Source organism: Clostridium sp. KLE 1755 (assembly GCF_000466465.2).
Lineage (GTDB): Bacteria > Bacillota > Clostridia > Lachnospirales > Lachnospiraceae > Eisenbergiella > Eisenbergiella porci.
Map to the genome: position 1 here is coordinate 1 of NZ_KE992660.1, position 22,385 is coordinate 22,385.

Annotated in this window: 22 protein-coding genes; 9 read left to right on the forward strand and 13 right to left on the reverse strand. The window is 49.6% G+C overall.

Features of this window, described 5'->3' with window-relative positions:
• The first annotated feature begins 411 nt into the window (after positions 1–411).
• The 5 genes from pflB (at position 412) to fdxA (ending at position 4,357) form a co-directional block, all read left to right on the forward strand.
• Positions 412–2,463 (forward strand): formate C-acetyltransferase, encoded by a 2,052-nt coding sequence (pflB, locus tag HMPREF1548_RS03260; protein WP_021634308.1) that lies wholly within the window; start codon positions 412–414, stop codon positions 2,461–2,463.
• Between the two features lie 14 nt (positions 2,464–2,477).
• Complete coding sequence (locus HMPREF1548_RS03265) at positions 2,478–2,684, forward strand: hypothetical protein (protein ID WP_021634309.1); 207 nt, start codon at positions 2,478–2,480, stop codon at positions 2,682–2,684.
• A gap of 69 nt (positions 2,685–2,753) precedes the next feature.
• Positions 2,754–2,996, forward strand: coding sequence for an autonomous glycyl radical cofactor GrcA3 (gene grcA3 / locus HMPREF1548_RS03270; protein ID WP_025487674.1), 243 nt, complete (start codon positions 2,754–2,756; stop codon positions 2,994–2,996).
• A 128-nt stretch (positions 2,997–3,124) separates the two neighbouring features.
• Entirely contained in the window at positions 3,125–3,916 is a 792-nt protein-coding gene (gene pflA / locus HMPREF1548_RS03275; RefSeq protein ID WP_025487675.1) for a pyruvate formate-lyase-activating protein, read from the forward strand.
• Positions 3,917–4,186: 270 nt separating this feature from the next.
• Positions 4,187–4,357: a 4Fe-4S ferredoxin gene (gene fdxA, locus HMPREF1548_RS03280; protein ID WP_021634313.1), complete on the forward strand. Its 171-nt coding sequence runs from the start codon at positions 4,187–4,189 to the stop codon at positions 4,355–4,357.
• A gap of 81 nt (positions 4,358–4,438) precedes the next feature.
• Here fdxA and HMPREF1548_RS03285 read toward each other — a convergent pair whose 3' ends face one another.
• From HMPREF1548_RS03285 to HMPREF1548_RS03330, 10 genes are all read right to left on the reverse strand, one after another.
• Positions 4,439–5,425 carry a MerR family transcriptional regulator gene (locus HMPREF1548_RS03285; protein WP_021634314.1) on the reverse strand — a complete coding sequence of 329 codons (987 nt, stop codon included), beginning with the start codon at positions 5,423–5,425 and terminating at the stop codon, positions 4,439–4,441.
• Positions 5,426–5,593: 168 nt separating this feature from the next.
• Positions 5,594–6,925: a replicative DNA helicase gene (dnaB, locus tag HMPREF1548_RS03290; RefSeq protein ID WP_025487677.1), complete on the reverse strand. Its 1,332-nt coding sequence runs from the start codon at positions 6,923–6,925 to the stop codon at positions 5,594–5,596.
• A gap of 22 nt (positions 6,926–6,947) precedes the next feature.
• Positions 6,948–7,391 carry a 50S ribosomal protein L9 gene (gene rplI / locus HMPREF1548_RS03295; RefSeq protein ID WP_021634316.1) on the reverse strand — a complete coding sequence of 148 codons (444 nt, stop codon included), beginning with the start codon at positions 7,389–7,391 and terminating at the stop codon, positions 6,948–6,950.
• Positions 7,391–9,442 (reverse strand): DHH family phosphoesterase, encoded by a 2,052-nt coding sequence (locus HMPREF1548_RS03300; RefSeq protein ID WP_025487678.1) that lies wholly within the window; start codon positions 9,440–9,442, stop codon positions 7,391–7,393. Before HMPREF1548_RS03300 ends, rplI begins: the two co-directional genes overlap by 1 nt.
• Positions 9,443–9,797: 355 nt before the next feature.
• Positions 9,798–10,061 (reverse strand): 30S ribosomal protein S18, encoded by a 264-nt coding sequence (gene rpsR, locus HMPREF1548_RS03305; protein ID WP_025487679.1) that lies wholly within the window; start codon positions 10,059–10,061, stop codon positions 9,798–9,800.
• A 110-nt stretch (positions 10,062–10,171) separates the two neighbouring features.
• Complete coding sequence (locus tag HMPREF1548_RS03310) at positions 10,172–10,627, reverse strand: single-stranded DNA-binding protein (protein WP_021634320.1); 456 nt, start codon at positions 10,625–10,627, stop codon at positions 10,172–10,174.
• A gap of 95 nt (positions 10,628–10,722) precedes the next feature.
• Entirely contained in the window at positions 10,723–11,013 is a 291-nt protein-coding gene (rpsF, locus tag HMPREF1548_RS03315; protein WP_021634321.1) for a 30S ribosomal protein S6, read from the reverse strand.
• A gap of 94 nt (positions 11,014–11,107) precedes the next feature.
• Positions 11,108–11,290, reverse strand: a complete 183-nt coding sequence (locus tag HMPREF1548_RS03320; RefSeq protein WP_021634322.1) for a DUF951 domain-containing protein — start codon at positions 11,288–11,290, stop codon at positions 11,108–11,110.
• A 128-nt stretch (positions 11,291–11,418) separates the two neighbouring features.
• The gene (locus tag HMPREF1548_RS03325) at positions 11,419–12,135 is read right to left on the reverse strand and encodes an NAD-dependent protein deacylase (protein ID WP_021634324.1); all 717 of its coding nucleotides are present in this window, start codon (positions 12,133–12,135) and stop codon (positions 11,419–11,421) included.
• 134 nt (positions 12,136–12,269) lie between these two features.
• On the reverse strand, positions 12,270–12,704 hold the full coding sequence (locus HMPREF1548_RS03330; protein ID WP_021634325.1) for a bacteriohemerythrin: 435 nt from the start codon (positions 12,702–12,704) through the stop codon (positions 12,270–12,272).
• 335 nt (positions 12,705–13,039) lie between these two features.
• Between HMPREF1548_RS03330 and HMPREF1548_RS03335 the strand changes: the two genes are divergently transcribed.
• Positions 13,040–13,687 carry a gamma-glutamyl-gamma-aminobutyrate hydrolase family protein gene (locus HMPREF1548_RS03335; protein WP_035320899.1) on the forward strand — a complete coding sequence of 216 codons (648 nt, stop codon included), beginning with the start codon at positions 13,040–13,042 and terminating at the stop codon, positions 13,685–13,687.
• Here HMPREF1548_RS03335 and HMPREF1548_RS03340 read toward each other — a convergent pair.
• A complete protein-coding gene (locus HMPREF1548_RS03340; protein ID WP_021634327.1) occupies positions 13,674–15,494 on the reverse strand; it encodes a DUF5722 domain-containing protein in 1,821 nt (606 codons plus the stop codon). The genes HMPREF1548_RS03335 and HMPREF1548_RS03340 overlap by 14 nt on opposite strands.
• A gap of 173 nt (positions 15,495–15,667) precedes the next feature.
• A complete protein-coding gene (locus HMPREF1548_RS03345) occupies positions 15,668–16,567 on the reverse strand; it encodes an AraC family transcriptional regulator (protein ID WP_083492914.1) in 900 nt (299 codons plus the stop codon).
• A 166-nt stretch (positions 16,568–16,733) separates the two neighbouring features.
• Between HMPREF1548_RS03345 and uxuA the strand changes: the two genes are divergently transcribed.
• The 3 genes from uxuA (at position 16,734) to uxaC (ending at position 21,027) form a co-directional block, all read left to right on the forward strand.
• Positions 16,734–17,807: a mannonate dehydratase gene (gene uxuA, locus HMPREF1548_RS03350; RefSeq protein WP_035320872.1), complete on the forward strand. Its 1,074-nt coding sequence runs from the start codon at positions 16,734–16,736 to the stop codon at positions 17,805–17,807.
• Positions 17,808–17,901: 94 nt separating this feature from the next.
• Positions 17,902–19,515, forward strand: coding sequence for a mannitol dehydrogenase family protein (locus HMPREF1548_RS03355; RefSeq protein WP_021634331.1), 1,614 nt, complete (start codon positions 17,902–17,904; stop codon positions 19,513–19,515).
• Between the two features lie 33 nt (positions 19,516–19,548).
• Positions 19,549–21,027 (forward strand): glucuronate isomerase, encoded by a 1,479-nt coding sequence (gene uxaC / locus HMPREF1548_RS03360; RefSeq protein WP_021634332.1) that lies wholly within the window; start codon positions 19,549–19,551, stop codon positions 21,025–21,027.
• Positions 21,028–21,055: 28 nt separating this feature from the next.
• On the opposite strand, the gene HMPREF1548_RS03365 is transcribed toward uxaC, so the two are convergent.
• On the reverse strand, positions 21,056–22,213 hold the full coding sequence (locus tag HMPREF1548_RS03365) for a serine hydrolase domain-containing protein (protein ID WP_021634333.1): 1,158 nt from the start codon (positions 22,211–22,213) through the stop codon (positions 21,056–21,058).
• Positions 22,214–22,385: the final 172 nt, after the last annotated feature.

A 22,385-nucleotide genomic window follows, 5' to 3' on the forward strand; every position in this document is an offset into this window, starting at 1 on the left:
CGCTGCGTGAGGAGTTTTGGCCGCGTTGGCCGAATCCTGGCCAACCGAAACAGTTAGAAACAGCCCGTTTTTGAAACTGGCACAGAAAATACCCCCACCGCAGCCCCCCTGAAGAAGGAGAAGCCCGGCTCCGGCGCCTCCCGTAAAAGACGGAAGGAACTGGGGCGGATGCGTTTTGCCCCGTCCCCCCGCTTATTGATAAATTTTATTAAAAAAGTATAAAACCGGGGTTTGTTTACAAAAAAGAACAGTCCGCGCCTTGACGCGGCTTTCCGGGAAACATATAATACAGGTGCGGGTGAGACCTGATGGTGTTCTATCCGCAGTTTTTTACGGTTCGCATTTTGGGACCGTCTGCCCGTTTAACATCTACATTTGATACTGCCCCGGCAGTAGAAGAGGAGGAAAATCTTGAGAACAGAATGGAATGGTTTTATAGGCGGTGACTGGGAGCACGAAATCAATGTGCGCGATTTTATCCAGAAGAATTACCACCCTTATGACGGGGATGAAGCTTTTCTTGCCGGACCTACACAGAATACCCTGGATCTTTGGGATGAGGTTCTGGATCTGAGCCGTAAGGAAAGAGAAGCCGGCGGTGTCCTGGATATGGATACCAAAGTCATTTCCACCATTACGTCCCATGGTCCCGGATATCTTGATAAATCCAAAGAAACTATTGTAGGCCTTCAGACCGATGCCCCTTTTAAGCGTTCCCTGCAGCCCTACGGCGGCATCCGTATGGCACAGAAGGCATGTGCTGACAACGGCTATACTTTGGATGCGGATGTGGAGGAATTCTTCTCCACCCACAGAAAGACTCATAATGCAGGCGTTTTTGATGCCTATACCCCTGAGATGCGCGCATGCCGCAGCGCCCACATCATTACCGGCCTTCCGGATGCCTACGGCCGCGGAAGAATTATCGGAGACTACAGAAGAATCGCCCTTTACGGCATTGACCGCCTGATCGAGGACAAGCTGGCACAGAAGGAATCCACCGGAAGCACGATGACCGATGATGTAATCCGCCTTCGTGAAGAAATTTCCGAGCAGATCGTTGCCCTGAAAATGATGAAGCAGATGGCGGCATCCTATGGCTGTGACATTTCAAAACCGGCTGCCAATGTACAGGAAGCCATTCAGGCAACCTACTTCGGTTATCTTTCCGCAGTAAAGGAACAGAATGGAGCCGCCATGTCCCTGGGCCGCACCTCAACCTTCCTTGATATTTATTCAGAACGCGATCTTGCCCTGGGAACCTTTACGGAAGAGCAGATTCAGGAATTTATTGATCACTTCATCATGAAGCTGAGAATCATCAAATTTGCACGTACGCCGGAATATAACGAGCTGTTCTCCGGCGACCCCGTATGGATTACGGAATCCCTGGCAGGCGTAGGCGTTGACGGACGCCACATGGCAACAAAGATGTCCTTCCGTTACCTGAATACACTGACCAACCTGGGACCTTCCCCGGAGCCCAACCTGACCGTGCTCTGGTCAACCAGGCTGCCTGTTAATTTCAAACGTTACTGCGCGAAGATGTCCATCCAGACTTCTTCCATCCAGTATGAAAATGATGATTTAATGCGCGTTACCCACGGCGATGACTACGGCATTGCCTGCTGTGTATCCTCCATGAGAATCGGTAAGGAAATGCAGTTCTTCGGCGCCCGCGCCAATCTGGCAAAATGCCTGCTTTACGCTCTCAACGGCGGTATCGACGAGAAGACAAGAAAGCAGGTAGGTCCCAAATACCGTAAGTATGAAGGAGATGTACTGGAATACGATAAGGTAATGGATGCATTCCATGACATGATGGAATGGCTTGCCGGCGTTTATGTTAACACCCTGAACGTTATCCATTATATGCATGACAAATACTGCTATGAAAGAGCGCAGATGGCTCTTCACGACAGAGACGTACGCCGTTATTTTGCAACCGGCATCGCCGGGCTTTCCGTTGTGGCGGACTCCCTTTCCGCGATTAAATATGCAAAGGTTGAACCCATCCGCGACGAGGACGGCATTATTGTAGATTTCAAAACCACCGGTGACTTCCCGAAATACGGAAATGATGATGACCGTGTGGATACCATTGCCAGGGAGCTGGTGTCCAGCTTCATGACCATGGTAAGGAGACATCACACCTACAGGGACGGCTTCCCCACCACCTCCGTACTGACCATTACCTCCAACGTGGTTTACGGAAAGGCAACCGGGGCCACACCTGACGGCCGTAAGGCCGGAGAGCCTTTTGCTCCCGGCGCCAACCCGATGCATGGACGCGACACCCATGGCGCGGTAGCTTCCATGTCCTCCGTATCCAAGCTGCCTTTTAAGGATGCACAGGATGGTATTTCCAATACCTTTACCATCATCCCCGGCGCACTTGGGAAAGAGGATGAAATTTTTGCAGGAGACATTGAAATCGACCTTGATACACTGCCTCAGGAGTAAAAGGAGCTGATTTTATGGATCAACAGGCTATGATAGACGATCTGGTCAGGATGCTGGATGCCGGTGCACAGGAAGGCGTGGGCCATATTAACGTGGCTATTGACGCTTCCCGCCCCGGCGGCAGGAAGGTACAGACCGGATGCCCGGAATGCTCGGCCGCACCGCTGGCCTGCAGCGTTCCCACCCTCCACGAGGGTCTTGACAGAACTGAAAACGAATGATTTATGCTGCTGTTCCTGCAGGAACGGCTGCTGATTCTTCTCTCCCGAGAAAAGAAAGGAAGGCAAACTATGGAAGCTAACAACGCACAGATTGACAATCTTGTTTCTTTACTGGACGGCTATGCAGAAAAAGGCGGCCATCATCTCAACGTCAACGTACTGAACCGTGAAACTCTTCTGGATGCCCAGAAGCACCCGGAAAAATATCCTCAGCTGACGATCCGTGTATCAGGCTATGCCGTAAACTTCATTAAGCTTACACCGGAACAGCAGGCAGATGTTATTTCCCGCACGTTCCATGAAGCGCTGTAATTATAATTGTAAGTAAAACGGACAGGCCCTGCACGGAAAACCCGCCAAATAACCGGTTTCCCGCAGGGCCTGTCGTGCTATAATAGGATCAGGAGCAAATGACAGCTTTGATAAGCAGGAGGATAATTATGCCAACATCTACGCAGGAAAGCACACCTACACCGGGAAGAATACATTCCATAGAAAGCTTCGGTACAGTAGACGGACCGGGCGTCAGATTTGTTGTATTTTTGCAGGGATGCCCCATGCGCTGCGCCTACTGCCACAATCCTGATACCTGGGAAATAAATGCGGGGTCTTACATTTCTGCAGAACAGATTATGGAAAGCTATGAGCGTAACAAGAGCTTCTACAAGGACGGCGGCATCACGGTAACCGGCGGAGAGCCTCTGCTCCAGCTGGATTTTCTGACAGAATTATTCACGCTGGCCAAAAAGGATAATATCCACACCTGTATCGACACCTCCGGAATTCCATTCGCACCTTCCAACAGGGAATGGATGAAAAAGCTGGATATTCTTCTGGGAATGACCGATTTGGTCATGCTGGACATTAAACATATTGATCCCAAATGCCATAAGGATCTGACCGGCTGCCCGAATGACAATATCCTCCGTTTTGCCTGGTATCTGGATAAGAAAAAAGTACCCGTATGGATCCGCCATGTGGTGGTTCCCACCGTAACCGATGATGAAAGCTTCCTGTACAGACTGGGATGGTTTATCGGAGGGTTGAGTAACCTCAAAGCCCTGGACGTCCTGCCTTACCATACAATGGGAAAGGCAAAGTATGAAAAGCTGGGAATTCCCTACCGGCTGGAGGGCATTCCCCCCATGGACAGGCCCACGCTTTTACTCAAAAAACAGTCGATTCTTAAGGGTATCAAGGACCGGAGGAATCAGAAGCCGGCTCCATCATAAGCTGTAACGGACTTTCGGATTAATCTGATTTTATTTTTATTAAAATATGTAAAATACGGCATATTTTCGCATGAAACCCATATATTGTATATATTGCAATAATATTGTTTCTGTGGAATCAAAACAGTTACCGCATCTGTATATTTGTTCCTCAAAAAGTACAAAAAATCGCCGATAATTCACAAAAAATAGCTTGTATTAAATGATTTTCTATATTAGAATAAGTAATGATAATCAACAAAGTCTATAAGAATAAAGGAGGATATCATTATGGCATATGTAATTAGTGACGCTTGTGTAAGCTGCGGAACATGTGAAGGACAGTGTCCTGTTGGCGCTATCTCTGCAGGAGATGGACAGTATGTAATCGACGCCAATACCTGTATCGAATGTGGTTCCTGTGCAGGAGCTTGCCCTACAGGCGCTATTTCCCAGGAATAAGTAATATTCAGGTATCTGCGCTTTTTGCGCTGATAACGCATTCCTGCGTGAAACAACATAAGGACTTCAGGAAGGAAGCATTCAAAATAATGAATGCTTCTTTCTTTTTTCTTCACTTTTCTGAGCCTTGCGTTCCTTCACAGCCTGTCTTTTCCTCTCCCTGCGTTCTTTTCCGTTCAGGCCTCTGCCGCTGTACTGCTTTATCAGCTCGTCCAGCTTTTTATAATGCTCCTCTTCCCTTTCCGTTCTCTGCTTGTCTCTTTTTTCGTTTTCCTCCTCCTGGATACGGAACTGATAATCCATCTCCTTCATGATCGTCTCTTTGATCTCCCGCGTAAGATCCTGGTTGTTTTCCCTGACAGCCTGCGCCACCAGATTATGTAAAAGAAGCTGCAAACGGGCGCTCTTATCCTGAAGCTGCCTGTCATCCCGTTCGTTCAGCTCTGCCTGTGTGCTGCACACCGGCTGTATGTGTTCCCTGATGGGCACCATAACCTGAAGTGTGCTGTCTGTGAGCACCGTACGTATTGCCTTCAGCTGCAACCCCTGTTGCTTCAGCTTCTTAATTTCCCTGAACTGTTCCACATCCTCTCTTGTATAGTATCTGTGTCCCAGCTCATTCCTCCTGATAGGGAGCTTCAGTTCTTCCTCCCAGTATCTGAGCACATGGCTCTCCACTCCTACCAGCTTTGCCGTTTCCGAAATGAGATACATGTCCTTTTCCAAATCAGGATGCTCCTGCCCTGCTGTCTCCGGCTGACCCGCTGCCCCAGCAAGGTCTGACGGCTGAATTTGTCCGGCTGCACCTGTCAGGTCTGCTGCCTGCACTTGTCCTGCCGCACCTCCCTGTTCTTCCGGATTTGTTTGCCCCGCCTTTTCTTTTCTCCCCGGCTGCTCTCTCTGTTTCTTCTCTGTGTTCTTAGCCTTCTGAGTTTTCTGCACCTCCCGTGCCTGCCTGTTTTGTGTTTGTTCCGCATACTTCGTATTCATTTCCTCACCCTCTCTTTCCACCGGTTTTTCATCTCTTTCAATCACTGCCGCCCTGCTGGCTGATTTTTTACTGCTCATTTTTCCTCCTGTCTGCCGCCGACTGCGGCATATCTGTTTTATTTTTATAAAAAAAGAGAACGCCAGCCTCAGGTTGGGTTCTCTTTTGTATTGTATTCTTTATTCTGTTTTATAGCTGCCGCTTCTCCGCCCGGTTATCAGCTTCCCGAAATCCGCCGCTAAAAATAACTATTTCTGAAGATTTGCAAACTTTGTAAATTCCGGCAGCCATACCAAATCAATGGTGCCGATAGGGCCGTTTCTCTGCTTCGCTATGTTGATTTCCGCAATCCCCTTCTTCTCCGTATCCGGATTGTAGTAGTCGTCTCGGTAAATAAACATAACAACGTCGGCATCCTGCTCAATAGCTCCTGATTCACGCAGATCCGAAAGCATGGGCCTGTGATCCGGTCGCTGCTCCACGGCACGGCTCAGCTGGGAAAGCGCCAGCACCGGCACGCTCAGTTCTCTTGCCAGAGCCTTCAGGGAACGGGAAATATCTGAAATCTCCTGCTGCCTGGAATCCGTGCCTCTGCCGCTTCCCGACATGAGCTGGAGGTAATCGATGATTATCATCTTCAAATCCATTTCCAGCTTGAATTTACGGCATTTGGAACGCATTTCCGCGATGCTGATACCCGGCGTGTCATCGATGATCAGCTTGGATTGTCCAATCATACCCGCGCTTTCTATCAGCTTCTCCCATTCCAGATCGGAAAGGTTTCCGGTACGCAGATGCTGGGAATCCACCTTGGACTCCATGGCGAAGAGACGGTTAACAAGCTGTTCCTTACTCATTTCCAGACTGAATATAGCCACGCAGTCCCCGGAATGGAACGCCACATACTGGGCAATATTCAGGACAAAAGCAGTCTTTCCCATGGAAGGCCTGGCGGCAATCAGCACCAAATCAGAGGGCTGCATGCCTGCGGTCCGGTAATCCAGATCAATGAATCCGGTGGCAATTCCGGTGACGCCTCCGCTGTTATGGGACGACTTTTCTATTTTATCCATGGCGTTCATGACAACCTCACGGATCGGAACGAAATCTCCGGTATTCCGGCGCTGGACCAGATCAAATACCTTTTTCTCCGTTTCCTCCATGATAACTTCCACGCTGTCTTTTCCGGCATAGCAGTTATTGGCTATCTCTTCCATAAGCCGGATCAATCTGCGCAGCACTGACTTTTCCGCCACGATATTGGCATAATACTTGATATTGGCCGAGGTGGGAACCGCCGTAATCAGATCCCTGATGAATTCCAGGCTGCTGATTTCCGGCGGCACATCCTTTTCCTTCAGCCGGTTCTGAAGGGTAACCAGATCCACCGGCTGCCCCTGATCATTGAGTTCCACCATGGAATCGAACAATACACCATAGGACTTGTTGTAAAAATCCTCCCCGCATATCATTTCGGATGCGACCACAATCGCTTCTCTGTCCATAATCATGGAACCGATTACGGATTGCTCTGCTTCCATGCTGTGGGGCAATACCCGTTTTAATATAGCCTCATCCATCGATGCCATTGTCAATTCCTTCTTATTCTTCCACTTTTACCTTCAGTTTCCCGGTCACCTGCTGATGCAGCCTCACAGGCACCTCATAGGTTCCGAAGGCCTTAATTGCATCCGTCAGCTGAATCTTTTTCTTATCGATGTCAACATCGCACTGCTCCTTAAATGCAGTTGCGATTTCCTTGGAAGATACGGATCCGAATACTTTTCCGCCCTCTCCCGCTTTCATCTTAATCACAACGGATTTGCTTTCCAGATCCCTGGCAAATGCCTGTGCCGCCTCCAGAATTTCCTTTGCCTTTCTTTCTTCATTGGCATTCTGGAGCTTCAGATCGTTCAGGTTCTTGGATGTGGCCTCCAGCCCCAGCTTCTTGGGCAGGATAAAGTTTCTGGCATAGCCGTCGTTTACATTCACAATCTCCCCTTTTTTACCAAGGGCTTTTACATCTTCCAATAATATCACTTTCATTATTTCAGTTCACCTTCCTCTATCATTTTATCCAATGTTCCTTTGATTGTACCGATTACGGACGCTGGCTCCGAACCGTCTACCTGGCAGCCTGCCACGTTCATATGGCCGCCGCCGCCCATTCTTTCCATAATGACCTGTACATTGACCTCGTCTATGGAACGGGCGCTGATATAAATCCGGCCCTGATACTCCGTCAGTACAAAGCTTGCCTTAATCCCCTTAATATTCAGGAGCTCGTTGGCAGCCTGTGCGCCCACAATCGTGGGGCTCTGAATCCCGTCGCTGCGGCAGATGGAAATCGCATAATCATTCCTGTAAATTTCCGCCTGTCCCACGGCATCCGCCTTGGCCTTATACTCAGCCGCATTTTCACGGAACAGCTTCCGGACACGGGTGACATCCGCGCCGTTGCGTCTTAAGAATGCTGCTGCCTCAAAGGTACGCACGCCGGTCTTCGTCATAAAATTATTGGTATCTATCATGATGCCGGAATACATACAGTCGGCTTCCTCGCCTTTGATGCGTACCCCGTCATTGATATACTGCAATATTTCGGAAACCATTTCACAGGTAGAAGAAGCATAGGCCTCCACATAGGAAAGCGTTGCGTTCTCAATAGTTTCCGTTCCCTGCCTGTGATGATCCAGAACCACAATGGACTTACATACCTTCAGCAGCTCAGGGCATTCCGTGATACTGGGTTTATTCACATCCACCACCACAAGCACCGTGTTATTTCCCGCCGTTTCCAGCGCCTGCTGGCTCTTGAGGAACATATCCGGTTCATACTCCTGGCTGTTCTGGAACATGTCAATCAGCGGCTGTACGGAGGTGGTGATTTCGTTGATAACGATCTGCGCCTTGCGATCCAGCGTCCTTGCAATCCGGTAAATACCAATAGCCGCGCCGAAGCTGTCCACATCCCCGATCTGATGGCCCATGATAAGGACCCTGTCCTTGCTTGTAATAATTTCCCGCAGCGCATGCGCCTTGACCCGGGCCTTGACTCTGGTGTTCTTCTCCACCTGCTGGCTCTTCCCACCATAGTAGCTGATTTGCTCCGGCGTCTTGACAACGGCCTGATCGCCGCCTCTGCCCAGCGCCAGGTCAATGGCTGTCCTGGAAAATTCATAGTTCTGGGAATAGCTCAGGCCGTCCAGGCCCACGCCGATACTGATGGTAACCGCCATCTCATTGCCGATATTTACGGTCTTCACATCCTCCAGAAGTTCGAAACGCTTATCGCTCATCTGAGTGACCGCGCTCTTACGGAGGATAGTCAGATACTTGTCCTTTTCAATCTTTTTGCAGATTCCGTCAAAACCGGAAATGTACTTATTCACCTTTCTGTCAATCAGCGCGATAAGCAGCGATCTCCGCACTTCCTCCACGCTTTCCAGCGCTTCGTCATAATTGTCCAGATATATCATTCCCACTGCCAGGGACTGATCATCATTCTCCTTCAGGGCGATTTTCAGCGCCGTTTCATCAAACAGATACATGGCATACAGACAACCCTGGTACTCCTCCTCGCCGATGATATCACTGTCGTCAGCCATTTCCCGGAGCGATATTCTGGTAAACTTGGCAATATACTCGCTCTCCTCATAGGAGATTTCAAATTCTGCCACGCCTTCCTCTACTGAAGGGAGCCTGTCCCTTGTTACCGAGGAAAAAAAGGAGGTAACCGAACGCCGCTGGGCTTTTTCATTATGTATTGCCCTTGCGAATGCATGATTGTACCAGATTATTTTCCCATCCTCATCCAGCAGTGAATACGGTACGGAAAGCTCTCTTAAAAGCTCCTTCTGTATCTGTCCGTACTGCGTCGCAAAGCTGACCAGCTCATTGATGATAATGGGTCTGTTATACAGCATAAGATACAGGATCATTGCAAAATAAAATACAAGGAAGCAGGTGAGAAGGAACCCCGCCCGCGTATCCAGAAAATAAATTCCAATGTCCACCAATAAAAGCAAAAGGCCGAGATACATAGATATCTGCATATATATCTTCAGCCTTCCTTTTAATTTGACTCTTTTCTTCATTCCTATCCTCATCCGTAGTCTGGAGTGTGTCTGAAAATTGATTCCTGTGGATGTAACTGTCAGGTATCCCTGAAGTTACCAGTAAATACAATATGCAGCTTAAGAAAATGAATCCTCAAACAGGCTCTGAGACAGACCCGGCTGTAAATTCTTCCCGCCGGCGTCAATAAATTTCTTCATGTAAAACCGGGGGCCTGGGCCTCCGACACACATATCTTTGATATTATACCATTTTTTAATGCAGAATGCCATACTTTTCGCTTTGTTGGCCTGCGACGTAAAAGACAATTATTTTCATTTTTTCAACAAAAAACAGCTGCCGGATGAATTTCCGACAGCCGCTTTGCTCTTAATATTAGTCTGCTACGTAAGGCATAAGTGCAAGATGTCTTGCGCGCTTGATAGCAACAGTAAGTGCTCTCTGATGCTTTGCACAGTTTCCGGTGATTCTTCTGGGAAGGATTTTTCCTCTTTCGGAAACGTATCTTTTTAATTTATTTACATCTTTGTAATCAATTGTATTATCTTTACCGCAGAATACGCAAACTTTTTTTCTTCTGCGCATGCCGCCTCTTCTCTTCATCGGAGAATCAGATCTCTCTGCTTTATTATAAGCCATAGTATTGCCTCCTATCTGAATCATATAAATCTGTCCGGCCAGTCCGCCCGGAAGTTCCCTTCCACGGCACCGGTCCTCTGTAAACCGGGGGCCGGACAGTCACAATTGCATTAGTTAAACGGCAGTTCCTCGTCGATTCCGTCCGGAATGTTCATGAAACCATCGCCCGGTGCGCTCGGTTCAGGTCTGGATACCTGTGCGGTATAACCGCCGGAATAACCCCCGTCGTTATTCGCCGCAGCATTCTTGCTCTCTGCAAACTCCTGATCTTCCACAACCACGTCGGTAGTGTAAACCTTAACGCCATCCTTATTCGTATAGCTGCCAGTCTGGATACGGCCTGTTACAACGACCTTCGTACCTTTACGGAGATACTTCTCTGCGAATTCCGCGCTTCTGCCGAATGCAACGCATCCGATAAAATCTGCTGAATTCTCGTCGTTGTTGCGGTTGAATCTTCTGTCAACCGCCAGTGTATACCTGGCAATTGCCGTTGCGCTCTCTCCCTGGGAATATCTCACTTCAGGATCCCTGGTTAAACGTCCCATAAGAATTACTTTATTCATATTACCTCCTGTACTGCGAATGCATCCTCAGTACAAATCAAGAAAGCACACCGCATTCGAAAGAAAGCATCTGCCTTCTTTACAAAATCCACTGATTATGCTTCTTCGCGCTTAACAACTAAATATCTCATAACGTTGTCCATAATGCGAATACGGCTTTCGATTTCTGCCGGTGCAGAAGTCGGAGCGTCGAACTGAACTACGTAATAGAAGCCTTCTTTCATTTTCTGGATCTCGTAAGCAAGTCTTCTCTTACCCCATTCATCAACGTTTGTAATTGTGCCGCCGAATCTTTCGATCAGAGCCTTGCACTTGTCCACAACTGCAGCTCTTTCGTCGTCTTCGATTTTCGCATTCACAACAAATGTTAATTCATATTTGCTCATGCTAGTTACCTCCTTTTGGTCTCTGGCCCCCTGCCCGGGAGCAAGGAAATTTATATATCACGAAGTAATATCATATCATAGAAATCCAGCGATTTCAAGCCTTTTCCCGGATTTCCCGGACATTTTTTTCCACAAGCTTCCTGGGAACCATGATCTGATGGCCGCAGCCCAGACACTTGAGCCTGAAGTCGGCGCCCACCCGCAGGACCTCCCATTCCCTGCTGCCGCAGGGGTGCTGTTTTTTCAGTTTTACAATATTCCCTACCTGGATATCCATATTGTCATCCCACCTTTACTCCCGCAGCCAGCAGACCGGCCCGCAATGCTCCCATCACCCTAAGGCAGCCTCCGCCGCCCGATGTCCCTATTGCATTGTGCCGATACCGCCCCGCGGGGTATTTCACTCTACAGCCGGGAGAAAATCTCCCCGATACTGCCCTGCACCACCAAATCCGCCTGTGCATCCCTGGACGTTGGCGTTTTGTTCACAAGTACCAGCTTATTTCCTTCATAATAGTCAATCAGTCCTGCCGCCGGGTACACCGCCAGGGAGGTTCCTCCTATGATAAGCACATCCGCCCTGCTGATATATTCCACGGCCCGGGTCAGCGTCCTGTTGTCAAGTCCTTCCTCATAAAGCACCACATCCGGCTTAATCGTACCGCCGCAGCTGCACTTCGGAACGCCTTCCGTATGCAGCATATATTCCGCATCATAAAATTTATGACAGCGCTCACAGTAATTCCTGTGCACGCTTCCGTGCAGCTCCAGCACATTTTTACTTCCTGCCAGCTGATGCAGGCCGTCTATGTTCTGGGTGATAACCGCCTTCAGCTTTCCCTTTGCCTCCCATTCAGCCAGCTTTCTGTGTGCGGCATTGGGCTTTGCGTCCAGGCACAGCATCTTATCTCTGTAAAAACGGAAAAACTCTTCCGGCATCCTCCGGTAAAAGGTATGGCTGAGAATTGTTTCCGGAGGATAATCATAATTCTGGTTATACAGCCCGTCCACACTTCTGAAATCCGGTATTCCGCTTTCTGTTGAGACTCCCGCCCCTCCGAAAAAAACGATATTATCCGTCTCGTCAATAATTTTTTTCAGTTTTTCCCAAGCTTCTTCCATTCCCTCTTCCTTTCCGCATCCCTTCCGGAATGCCCTGCTGTCTCCCGCATGTACAGCCGGCCGCCGCCATAACGGACCATCCTCTCCCGCGCACCCTTCTGCGCCGCAGCAGAACGGCAGCGCCGTCCTGCTGCCTACGGTGCTGCCGTCTGATGCGTCTTCGCAAATTCCACGTACTTCATGTCTTCCTGGGTGATATGCACCTTCCACCATTCCTGCAGGTACTCAAATACCTCTCCCAGCATCTCGTCCTGCGTATCCAGGGAAAGCTGCGGCACACGTTCTGTAAATTCCTGTATCTTCCTGCTGAAGTCCTCATGGTGCCTGATATGTTCCTCCAGCCTGTCATAGCCAATCTCCCGCATGTACTCTTCCTCGTAGGCAAAATGCTCTGCGGTATGGAAACTCAGGTCTTCCAGAATCCTGTTGATATCGGCACATTTAAACAGCATGTTCTCGTCCGTGAAAAGCTGGTAAGCTCTCTGCGTCTGGTCCAGCATTCTCGCATGCTGCTGATCAATTGTTTCGTTTCCTGTACGGTATTCATCGCTGACTTCATAATGCTTCATTCTCCGGTAACCCCACTTCCTTTTTCATTTTCCGTTCTGAAACCTGCCGCAGCGCCGCGCGTCTTCCCCCTCTGAAGGACTGCGGCACTTACGAATGTGAGATTAGTATAGCACAACTTTTTTTCTTTGAATACCGTATTATATCAAACGAAAAAAGTTAATTTTTTATCAAAGTCGCGGGGAGGGCCGTTCCGCCTTCCGTGTTCCGAAGCGGGCGGCTGCAGAGGAAAGTCGTATTTTCCTTTTGGCCCAAAGTGCATATAATGGATTACGGGCTATTTTGTCTGAATAACAGGGTGCCGGCAGATGGTATGGCGGCGCCGGAAGAAGGGTTTATGAAAAAAATTGTGATTGCCGGGAATTCCGGCAGTACGGAGAATTATGCGGAGGCGCTCACAAGGCTTGGCGCTTCGTGCACTGTTACGACAGACTGCCGGTTTGCCGGGGATTTTGACGCATTGCTTCTTCCCGGGGGCGGCGATATCGATCCTGTTCTGTTTGGAGAGAGCGACCATGGCTCCCGGAAAATTGAACCTGGGCTTGACAGGAAGCAGCTTGCCATGCTGGATGCTTTTGTTCGCCTTTCCAGGCCGGTCCTGGGGATTTGTAAGGGCATGCAGATTATCAATGTTTATTTCGGCGGCGGCGTAATTCAGGATCTGCCCACGAATTATGCACATCAGTATGACGGCAGGGATCAGGTCCATCCCAGCCATGCGGTTCCCGGATCCATATTTCATCAGCTGTACGGCGCAGATTTTAATGTGAACAGCGCGCATCATCAGGGCATTGGTTCCCCGGGGCGGTGCCTGTCTGTGGTTCAATATGCGCCTGATGGCGTGGCCGAAGGCATTGTGCATGAAAACCTGCCTGTTATCGGTGTGCAGTGGCATCCTGAACGTATGTGTTTTGCCTACAGGCGTGAAGACACTCCTGACGGAAGTCTTCTCCTGTCACATTTTCTTTCACTCACCGTTTCGTGATTACCTGGTCCCAGCTCTGGATCCCAAGATAATTTCTTGCAAATTCCGTGTAAACATCCGCCTCCCCGGTATCAATATATTTAAAAGTATCATATATGTATTTCCTGCGCCCGTTCTGGTAGGAAAGTCCCAGGGCCAGCCCCTGGGCCACCTCCTCGGCCGCATCTGTTTCTCTGGATAAAATCATGGCATCAATATACTGATTGTTTTCCGCAATATAGTAGGCATAAGCAAAGGCCGCCGCCTGCACATCCTCCCCGTAGGTGGAGGTGAAGCCCATTTCACTCAGCAGGACCGGGCGTACCTCTCCGTCAGGCATCAGGAACTCCTGCTTCTGCAGATAGCTGGTAATAACGTCAATATTGTAAATGGTTACCATGGAGGTGTCCTCGGTTTCCAAAACCAGCTCCCCTGCCTCTCCCGACAGATCCCAGAATTTCGGCCAGGTCATGGGAACGGAATAGGGATGATGGGCAAGTCCCCAGTCAATATTTCCTTCCGCCTTCACGCATTCATTAAAAATATCCAGCAGATCCTTGGAATCATAGCTGCTGTTGGAGCTGAGATTCCTGTTCCATTGCTGATCCAGGGAAATATAGATTTTGGCATTGGCATTGTGGCTTTTGATTCCATTATAGAACAGTCTCACGGCCTGTGCATACTCCCTGGCATAGGGCACAATATCAATATACTTCATATAATTCCAGGTAGAGCGCACATTCACTTCATTTCCGATAATCCAGTTCATCACTATGCCGTGAGTATTGTCCCGGTACCGTTCCGCCAGAAATGCCGCGATTGCCTCCAGGTAGTCCGTCCCCTCTTTTTCCGCCGCATTGAACGCATAATAGTAAGCGCTGCCGCCCCGGGAAAGCGGATGGATCAGCTGCGGGTAGGCATCCGACTTATTGTTCAGGAGAATTGCTGTAATGATAATACCTTTTTCCGTCAGGGTACGGAACACATAATCATACTCTGACACCACATGTCCATTAAATATGTAATCCTTACCGTTATATGTATAAGTAATTGTCGGATATCTTTTGTCCGTACTCGGCCCTAACAGTCTGGAAACCGGAATATTGTAACCCGCATGCTTCACCCCCAGATCATCCAGCTCCGAAGTGCCCAGCTTCTGCGGATCCACAAGCAGTCCCTTGATGGATTCAGCTTCCGGAAACGGCTCCGAATAATCGGCCAGGGCCTCCGGATTCGTAATATAGCGGGGACTGCTCACAATTTCATATTCCCCGTCCTTCTTCACCGCCACAACAAACTTGGAATATAGCCGGGATTTTTCCGTGTTTTCATATAATTTGGCCGACAGCTGAAAGTTTTCCTTCATTCCTGACCAGGCGATATATTTTTTATTTTCCCCTATGGCATCCTCATAGGTTTCCAGTTCAAACAGATAAAAATTGTGATCATCGCTTTCCGGCAGCTCCTTCACCACTCCGCTCACCGTAAACTGCCCGCCGCCTGAAAGGATTTCACAGGCCTGGATTTCCACCGGGTAATCCCTGGACTCCTCCTGATTATCTGAAAAAGCATCCCCCTCTGCTGCTTCCATGCCTTCAGCGGTTTCCGCCGTCCTTCCCGCTGCCTCCGGGATGACAGAAACCTGCATCCTGCTTCTGCCTTTAAATAGGAATACCCCGGCAATTCCCAGCACGGAAAAAATGAGAAACAGTGCTGCCGCATACATAAAACCTGCCCTGTTCCCCATTTTTTTCTTCCGCTTATTCCGCCCGTCCGTCTGCGCCCGGGGCTCGCCGTCCTTATTCTGATCCTGATTCATCTTTGCCATAATTCCTGTTCCTATATATCTCTACGCCAATTTGCCGTCTTTTTAACTTCCCTTTACTATCCAGTAAACCGGATAATTACGTTTACTCTCTATTGTAACATAAGCTTTGTCCATGTAACAGTATGAATCCTGTCAATTTTTTATGACAAAAAATATCAAATGTGCCAAAATGCTTATCCCTGCCTGTCCCCCTGCTCCAGATAAGCCCGGTAGCTGGTGGGCGACATACCATATTCTTTTCTGAAATTCCTCAGAAAAGAGGAATAATCCATAAAACCACATACTCCCCACACCTCTCCGACAGGTATCCCCTTCTTCAGCTCCTCACAGGCCCGGATCAGCCGCTTGTTATTCAGATAGCTGTGTACCGTCAGTCCCGTCAGCTCCTTAAACCGCCTCAGAAAATAGTATTTGCTCATATGCACATATTCCGCCAGCTCCTCCAGAAGGATTGTCTCGGACATATGCGCTTCAATATACTCATTCACCTTCTGCACCAGCTCATGATGCACCGATTCCTCCTTTGCAAAATAAAAGGAATCCCCCGCACACAGCGCATTCAGATACAGAAAAAACAGCATCAGCTGCGCTTTGTCAAAAATACGCTTTCCCTCCGCCCCATTCAGATCCGGCACTTCCGTCATAACCGCCTTCACCAGCAGGTTCCGCAGGATTTCTTCATAATGCAGCGGAAAATGGTAGGCACAGTCCCCGCCCTCCGGAAAACATCCCTCCAAATCCATCTCCCCGTCCCCAAGGCGTTCCAACATCCCCTTGCTTATCCACAACACAATCCGGCGTGACCGCTCATGCTTCCCCTCCACATAATGATAATTATGCATCACATTCCTTGGAATCAGCAGAAAGTCCCCTTTTTTCAAATGATACGTCCGGTTATCCACCAGGCTGGAAAACTCCCCCTCCATCACATAAATCACCTCATAAAAGTCGTGATGGTGAATCCGCGTCGCTCCGGTAGGCGCTCCCCGCTTTTCATAAATCTCATAGTCCTCCCCAATCATATACTGCCGCTCATCTTCCCCGCTCATGTACCGCGTCCGTATCGTCCCCATATACAGTCTCCTTCAACAAATCCATATATAACCAAATATTAAAGCAATTTATGCATGAATTCAAGCAATAAATAAAGTTTTCAAGCATTTTTATATAACCTATAATAGCCTTATTATAAACGTTCATATACAACGAAAACTCCTGATGAAAGAGAGGACTCCCACTATGCAGATGACTTTAAGATGGTACGGCAGCAAATTCGACACCGTAACCCTGAAACAGATCCGCCAGATTCCCGGTGTAACCGGCGTTATATCCACCCTTTATGATTCCGCCCCCGGAGAAATCTGGTCCCTGGAAGACATACTTTCTTTAAAAAAAGAAATTGAGGACGCAGGCCTGCAGCTTGCCGGCATCGAAAGCGTCAATATCCACGACGCCATAAAAACCGGCGCGCCGGAACGGGACATGTATATCGATAACTACATTACCACGCTGGAAAATCTGGGTAAGGCGGATATCCATATGGTATGCTACAATTTCATGCCTGTTTTTGACTGGACAAGAACCGAGCTTGCCAGAGTGCGCCCGGATGGTTCCACCGTTCTTGCATATACCCAGGAAGCAGTGGACAAACTGAATCCAGAGGATATGTTTGCCTCTATCAGCGCAGACACCAACGGCAGCATCATGCCCGGCTGGGAACCGGAGCGTATGGAAAAAATCAAAGACCTCTTCGCCATGTATGAAAACATTGACGATGAAAAGCTCTTTGCCAATCTGAAATATTTCCTGGAACGCATCATGCCCACCTGTGATAAATACGACATCAACATGGCCATTCATCCTGATGACCCCGCCTGGAGCGTATTCGGCCTCCCCCGAATCATCATTAATAAGGAAAACATCCTCCGCATGATGAAAATGGTGGATAACCCGCACAACGGTGTTACCTTCTGCTCCGGATCCTACGGCACCAACCTGAACAATGACCTGCCAGATATGATCCGTTCCCTGAAAGGCAGAATCCATTTTGCCCACGTACGCAACCTGAAATTCAACAGCCCCACCGATTTTGAAGAATCCGCCCATCTTTCCTCCGACGGCACCTTCGATATGTATGAAATCATGCTGGCCCTTTACGATATCGGCTTTGAAGGCCCCATCCGCCCCGACCACGGCCGCATGATCTGGGATGAGGTCGCCATGCCCGGCTACGGACTGTATGACAGGGCCCTTGGCGCAACGTACCTCAACGGCCTGTGGGAAGCTATCGTAAAATCCCACAGCCGGAAATAAGAAATAAAAAAACTGTAACAGTCCGGATAAATGAACTGTTACGGACACCGACCAACCGCTTTCTTATCAAGAAAGGCCAAGAAAGGAAACAATCATGGAATTAACACAAAAAGGACTCCTGCAAAAGGAAAGCTGGCAGGCTGCCGGCTACGATCTTCCGCAGTTTGATATTCCCGCTGCTACACAGCGCACCCTGGAAGCCCCTGAATGGGTTCACTTCGGCGCGGGCAATATTTTCCGTGCCTTCCAGGCAAACGTTGCCCAGTGCCTCCTGAATCAGGGCATTATGAGCACCGGCCTGATCGCCGCAGAAGGCTATGACTATGAAATCATTGAAAAAATGTACCGTCCCCACGACAATCTTGGTATCCTCGTCACCCTGAAGGCCGACGGAACCATGGAAAAAACGGTAGTGGGCAGTATTGTGGAATCCCTGATCCTGGACAGCACCAACGCCCGGGAATACGGACGCCTGAAGGAGATTTTCCGCGCCTCCTCCCTGAAAATGGCCAGCTTCACCATTACAGAAAAGGGCTATAGCCTGGTAAACGGCAAAGGCGAACTGCTGCCTGATATTGCATCCGATTTTAAGGAAGGGCCGGCCGCACCCAAAAGCTACCTGGGAAAGGTGGTTTCCCTCGTATATGAACGCTTCTGCAGCAACGCTCTTCCCATCGCCCTCGTAAGCATGGACAACTGCTCCCACAACGGTGACAAGCTCTATGCCGCAGTCAGCGCCTTTGCGGAAAAATGGGCGGAAAACGGCCTTGTATCCAGGGATTTTGTCAGCTATATCAATGATAAGGACAGCGTCTCCTTCCCCTGGACCATGATCGATAAGATCACTCCCCGTCCCGATCCTGCGGTTAAGGCCATGCTGGAGAAAGACAGCATCGCTGACCTGGATCCCGTCATCACCACAAAAAACACCTACGTTGCTCCCTTTGTCAACGCAGAGGAATGCCAGTATCTCATCATTGAAGACGCCTTCCCCAACGGAAAGCTTCCTCTGGATCAGTGCGGCATCATCTATACCACCAGGGAAACCGTGGATAAGGTGGAAAAAATGAAGGTATGCACCTGCTTAAACCCTCTCCACACCTCCCTCGCCATTTATGGCTGCCTGCTGGGCTACACCCTGATTGCGGAAGAAATGAAAAACCCCCTTCTGAAAAAAATGGTGGAAGTTATCGGCTACCAGGAGGGACTTCCCGTGGTGGTTAATCCCGGCATCCTCGATCCGAAGCAGTTCATTGACGAGGTGGTAAATAAACGTATTCCCAATCCCTTCATGCCGGATACACCGCAGAGAATCGCTACGGACACCTCCCAGAAGCTGCCCATCCGCTTCGGCGAAACCATCAAGGCTTATCTGCAGAATCCTGACTTAAAGGTGGAAAGCCTGAAAATCATCCCTCTTGTATTTGCAGGCTGGCTCCGCTATCTGATGGCTGTGGATGATCAGGGCAATGCTTTTGCTCCAAGCGCCGATCCGCTGCTTGATACCGTCCGCCCTTTTGTAGCAGATTTCCGTCTTGGCGGGCTTCCTCAGGATCTGTCTTCCCTGGATTCCCTGCTCTCCGATTCCAAAATCTGGGGCGTGGATCTGTTTGAAGCAGGGCTGGCCGATCTTGTTAAGGATTATTTCAGACAGCTGTGCGCCGGTACAGGCGCCGTAGAACGCACCCTGGAAAAGGCTCTGGGCTGATTTTCCGTAAGGAACCGGAAAAGGAGAAAATACATGAAAGAATTCATGAATGAAGATTTCCTGCTGACAACGGAAACGGCACGCCGTCTCTATCACGACTATGCGGAAACGATGCCGATATTTGACTTCCATAACCACCTCAGCGCACAGGAAATATATGAGGATATCAATTTTTCCAACATTACACAGGCATGGCTCTACGGCGACCATTATAAATGGCGCGCCATGCGTACCTATGGATTCCCGGAAGATCTGGTAACAGGCCCCAAAGGAGACTCCCGCACACCGGAAACCCCAGGTGCAAACCAACCCGGCTGCAACCACGCAGATGCCGGAAGCATGGATTACCGCCGCTTTAGCGCCTGGGCGGAAACCATTGAAAATTCCATCGGCAATCCTCTCTATCACTGGACGCACCTGGAGCTGCAGCGTTATTTCGGCATTACCGAACCGCTTTCCTCCAAAACCTGTGATAAGCTTTGGGAGGCCTGCAACGAAAAGCTCTCCCAGCCGGAATTTTCCGTTCGTAATCTTCTGAAGATGCAGAATGTCAAAGCGCTCTGCACCACCAATGACCCCTGCGAGGATCTGGAATATCACCGTAAGCTGCGTGAAGAAGGCTTTTCTGTCCGGGTTCTGCCCACCTTCCGTCCCGACAAGGCCTATCTTATCGGGAAAGAAGATTATCCGGCTTACCTGGCCGCACTGGGAAAAGCCTGGGGATATCCCATCAACAGCCTGTCCGATTTAAAGGAGGCCCTCGTTTCCCGCCTGGATTATTTTATCCGGGAAGGCGGCTGCCTGCTTTCCGACCACAGCCTGGAGGGCGCGCTCTTCGCCCCTTCCACTGATGAGGAAGCACAGGAAATTTTCGAAAGGCGGATGGCGGGTGCGGCGCTCACCGCGGATGACCGCCGCCGTTTCCAGGGAAATATCCTCACCTTCCTGGGAAAACAGTATGCCGCCAGAAATATAGCCATGCAGCTTCACATCGGCGCCCTGCGCAGCAATTCCAGCCGGATGCTCCAGAAGCTCGGGCCTGATACGGGCTTTGACAGCGTGGATGATTTCTGCTATGCGGGCGAACTTTCCGCCCTGCTCGATTCCATGGACCGCACCGACGAGCTACCCAAGACCATCCTCTACTGCCTGAACCAGAGAGATTATGAAATGCTTGCCTCCATGTGCGGTAATTTCCAGTCCGCTCCCCACCGGGGAAAAATACAGTTCGGCACCGCCTGGTGGTTCTGTGACAATAAAAGAGGCATGGAGGCCCAGCTCGACGTTCTGGCCAACCTGAGCCTGCTGCCAGTGTCAATCGGTATGCTCACCGATTCCCGCAGCTTCCTTTCCTTCCCCCGGCATGAATATTACCGGCGGATCCTCTGCAATAAAATTGGCAGCTGGGTGGAAGACGGCGAATATCCCTGCCATATGGAATTTCTGGGAAAAATGGTGCAGAATATCTGTTATCACAATGCCCTTAAATATTTAACAGGAGCGGATGCCTAGGCACCCGCTCCCTTTCTTATTCCATATTCTACAAGACTCCATATACTATATTTCTGATTCTCGGATGAATATACGCCTCCCTGTTTGGAAAAAGATTATGCATATACACCAGAGACAGCTTTTCCGCCGGATCAATCGATACATAGGTTCCCAGCATGCCTGTCCAGCCGAATTCCCCCACAGAGCTGTTCACGCCTGCGGAAGGATCCATAAGCGTTCTCACACCGCAGCCATAGCCGTAGCCTTCCAGATAGGGATTCCTGAATTCCTTCAGCTGCTGTTCATTCAGCTGATTGCAGCGCATCAGATCTATGGTTTTCCTGCCCATGATTTTTCTGCCCTGATATTCGCCCCCACAGGCCAGCATCTGAGTGAGTGCAAGGTAATCCCTCACTGTGGAAAACAGCCCCGCGCCGCCGCCTTCATACTTCGCTTCAGGCTCAAACAACTCATCCCTCTGAAAATAAGGGCTGGCCTCCCTGCTGCCGTCCTCCTTCAGCAGATACGTTGTCACCATACGTTCCCTGATATCTCCAAAATAATGATACCCCGTATTCTTCATATCCAGAGGCTCAAACAGTTCCTCCTTCAGGAACTGTCCCACACCCTTTCCTGATACCACCTCAATCAGCCCGGCCACCAGCTCATGCCCGAAGCCGTACAGCCAGTGCGTGCCCGGGTCAAAGGCAACCGGAACCTCTGCCATGGCCTTGATTTCCTGCTGCAACGTATATTCTCCCACGTTTGCCCTCAGCTGCGCCCGCACCTTTTCCGCGGCCTGATGCGTATAGTCGGTCCCGCCATAACCGATACCCATGGCCATGGAAAAACAGTCCCTGATCAGAATCGGCCGTTTTGCCGGACGCACCCGGTAACTCCCGTCCTCCTCAGGCTGTGCCACCATCGTATCCTTCCATTCCGGAAAATACTCATAAATCGGATCATTAAGAAGGAATTTTCCCCTCTCCAACAGCATCATGGCTCCTGTACAGACAGCCACCTTTGTCGTGGAATACTGCCGGTATACACTGTCCGCGGTAATTGGCTCCCCACTTTCCAGATCCTTTACTCCATGATACTCCTCAAAAAGAATTTCACCGTTTCTTGCCACCGCGCAGCCGCAGCCTGCAGGCCCCTGCTCCAGGATCTCCTCCAGCAGCCTGCTCAGTTCTTTAAAATCCGCCATAATACCCCTCCTGTTAAATTTTTATTACAAGCATTATTTTACCACAGGAATCCGGGAAAGTGTATGTGAAAAGAAATTCAGGACGAATGGACTTCCCGGGCCTGAAAGAGTATAATCTCCTATAATAAGTCTTACCTGCCTGCATTTTTACTTCAGAGAAATATAAAGGGGG

Excerpts from the sequence above, each read along its gene's own strand:
- HMPREF1548_RS03265 (WP_021634309.1), top strand. The coding sequence starts at position 2,478 with ATGGATCAACAGGCTATGATAGACGATCTGGTCAGGATGCTGGATGCC.
- grcA3 (WP_025487674.1), top strand. The coding sequence starts at position 2,754 with ATGGAAGCTAACAACGCACAGATTGACAATCTTGTTTCTTTACTGGAC.
- pflA (WP_025487675.1), top strand. The coding sequence starts at position 3,125 with ATGCCAACATCTACGCAGGAAAGCACACCTACACCGGGAAGAATACAT.
- fdxA (WP_021634313.1), top strand. The coding sequence starts at position 4,187 with ATGGCATATGTAATTAGTGACGCTTGTGTAAGCTGCGGAACATGTGAA.
- HMPREF1548_RS03285 (WP_021634314.1), bottom strand. The coding sequence starts at position 5,425 with ATGAGCAGTAAAAAATCAGCCAGCAGGGCGGCAGTGATTGAAAGAGAT.
- dnaB (WP_025487677.1), bottom strand. The coding sequence starts at position 6,925 with ATGGATGAGGCTATATTAAAACGGGTATTGCCCCACAGCATGGAAGCA.
- rplI (WP_021634316.1), bottom strand. The coding sequence starts at position 7,391 with ATGAAAGTGATATTATTGGAAGATGTAAAAGCCCTTGGTAAAAAAGGG.
- HMPREF1548_RS03300 (WP_025487678.1), bottom strand. The coding sequence starts at position 9,442 with ATGAAGAAAAGAGTCAAATTAAAAGGAAGGCTGAAGATATATATGCAG.
- rpsR (WP_025487679.1), bottom strand. The coding sequence starts at position 10,061 with ATGGCTTATAATAAAGCAGAGAGATCTGATTCTCCGATGAAGAGAAGA.
- HMPREF1548_RS03310 (WP_021634320.1), bottom strand. The coding sequence starts at position 10,627 with ATGAATAAAGTAATTCTTATGGGACGTTTAACCAGGGATCCTGAAGTG.
- rpsF (WP_021634321.1), bottom strand. The coding sequence starts at position 11,013 with ATGAGCAAATATGAATTAACATTTGTTGTGAATGCGAAAATCGAAGAC.
- HMPREF1548_RS03320 (WP_021634322.1), bottom strand. The coding sequence starts at position 11,290 with ATGGATATCCAGGTAGGGAATATTGTAAAACTGAAAAAACAGCACCCC.
- HMPREF1548_RS03325 (WP_021634324.1), bottom strand. The coding sequence starts at position 12,135 with ATGGAAGAAGCTTGGGAAAAACTGAAAAAAATTATTGACGAGACGGAT.
- HMPREF1548_RS03330 (WP_021634325.1), bottom strand. The coding sequence starts at position 12,704 with ATGAAGCATTATGAAGTCAGCGATGAATACCGTACAGGAAACGAAACA.
- HMPREF1548_RS03335 (WP_035320899.1), top strand. The coding sequence starts at position 13,040 with ATGAAAAAAATTGTGATTGCCGGGAATTCCGGCAGTACGGAGAATTAT.
- HMPREF1548_RS03340 (WP_021634327.1), bottom strand. The coding sequence starts at position 15,494 with ATGGCAAAGATGAATCAGGATCAGAATAAGGACGGCGAGCCCCGGGCG.
- HMPREF1548_RS03345 (WP_083492914.1), bottom strand. The coding sequence starts at position 16,567 with ATGGGGACGATACGGACGCGGTACATGAGCGGGGAAGATGAGCGGCAG.
- uxuA (WP_035320872.1), top strand. The coding sequence starts at position 16,734 with ATGCAGATGACTTTAAGATGGTACGGCAGCAAATTCGACACCGTAACC.
- HMPREF1548_RS03355 (WP_021634331.1), top strand. The coding sequence starts at position 17,902 with ATGGAATTAACACAAAAAGGACTCCTGCAAAAGGAAAGCTGGCAGGCT.
- uxaC (WP_021634332.1), top strand. The coding sequence starts at position 19,549 with ATGAAAGAATTCATGAATGAAGATTTCCTGCTGACAACGGAAACGGCA.
- HMPREF1548_RS03365 (WP_021634333.1), bottom strand. The coding sequence starts at position 22,213 with ATGGCGGATTTTAAAGAACTGAGCAGGCTGCTGGAGGAGATCCTGGAG.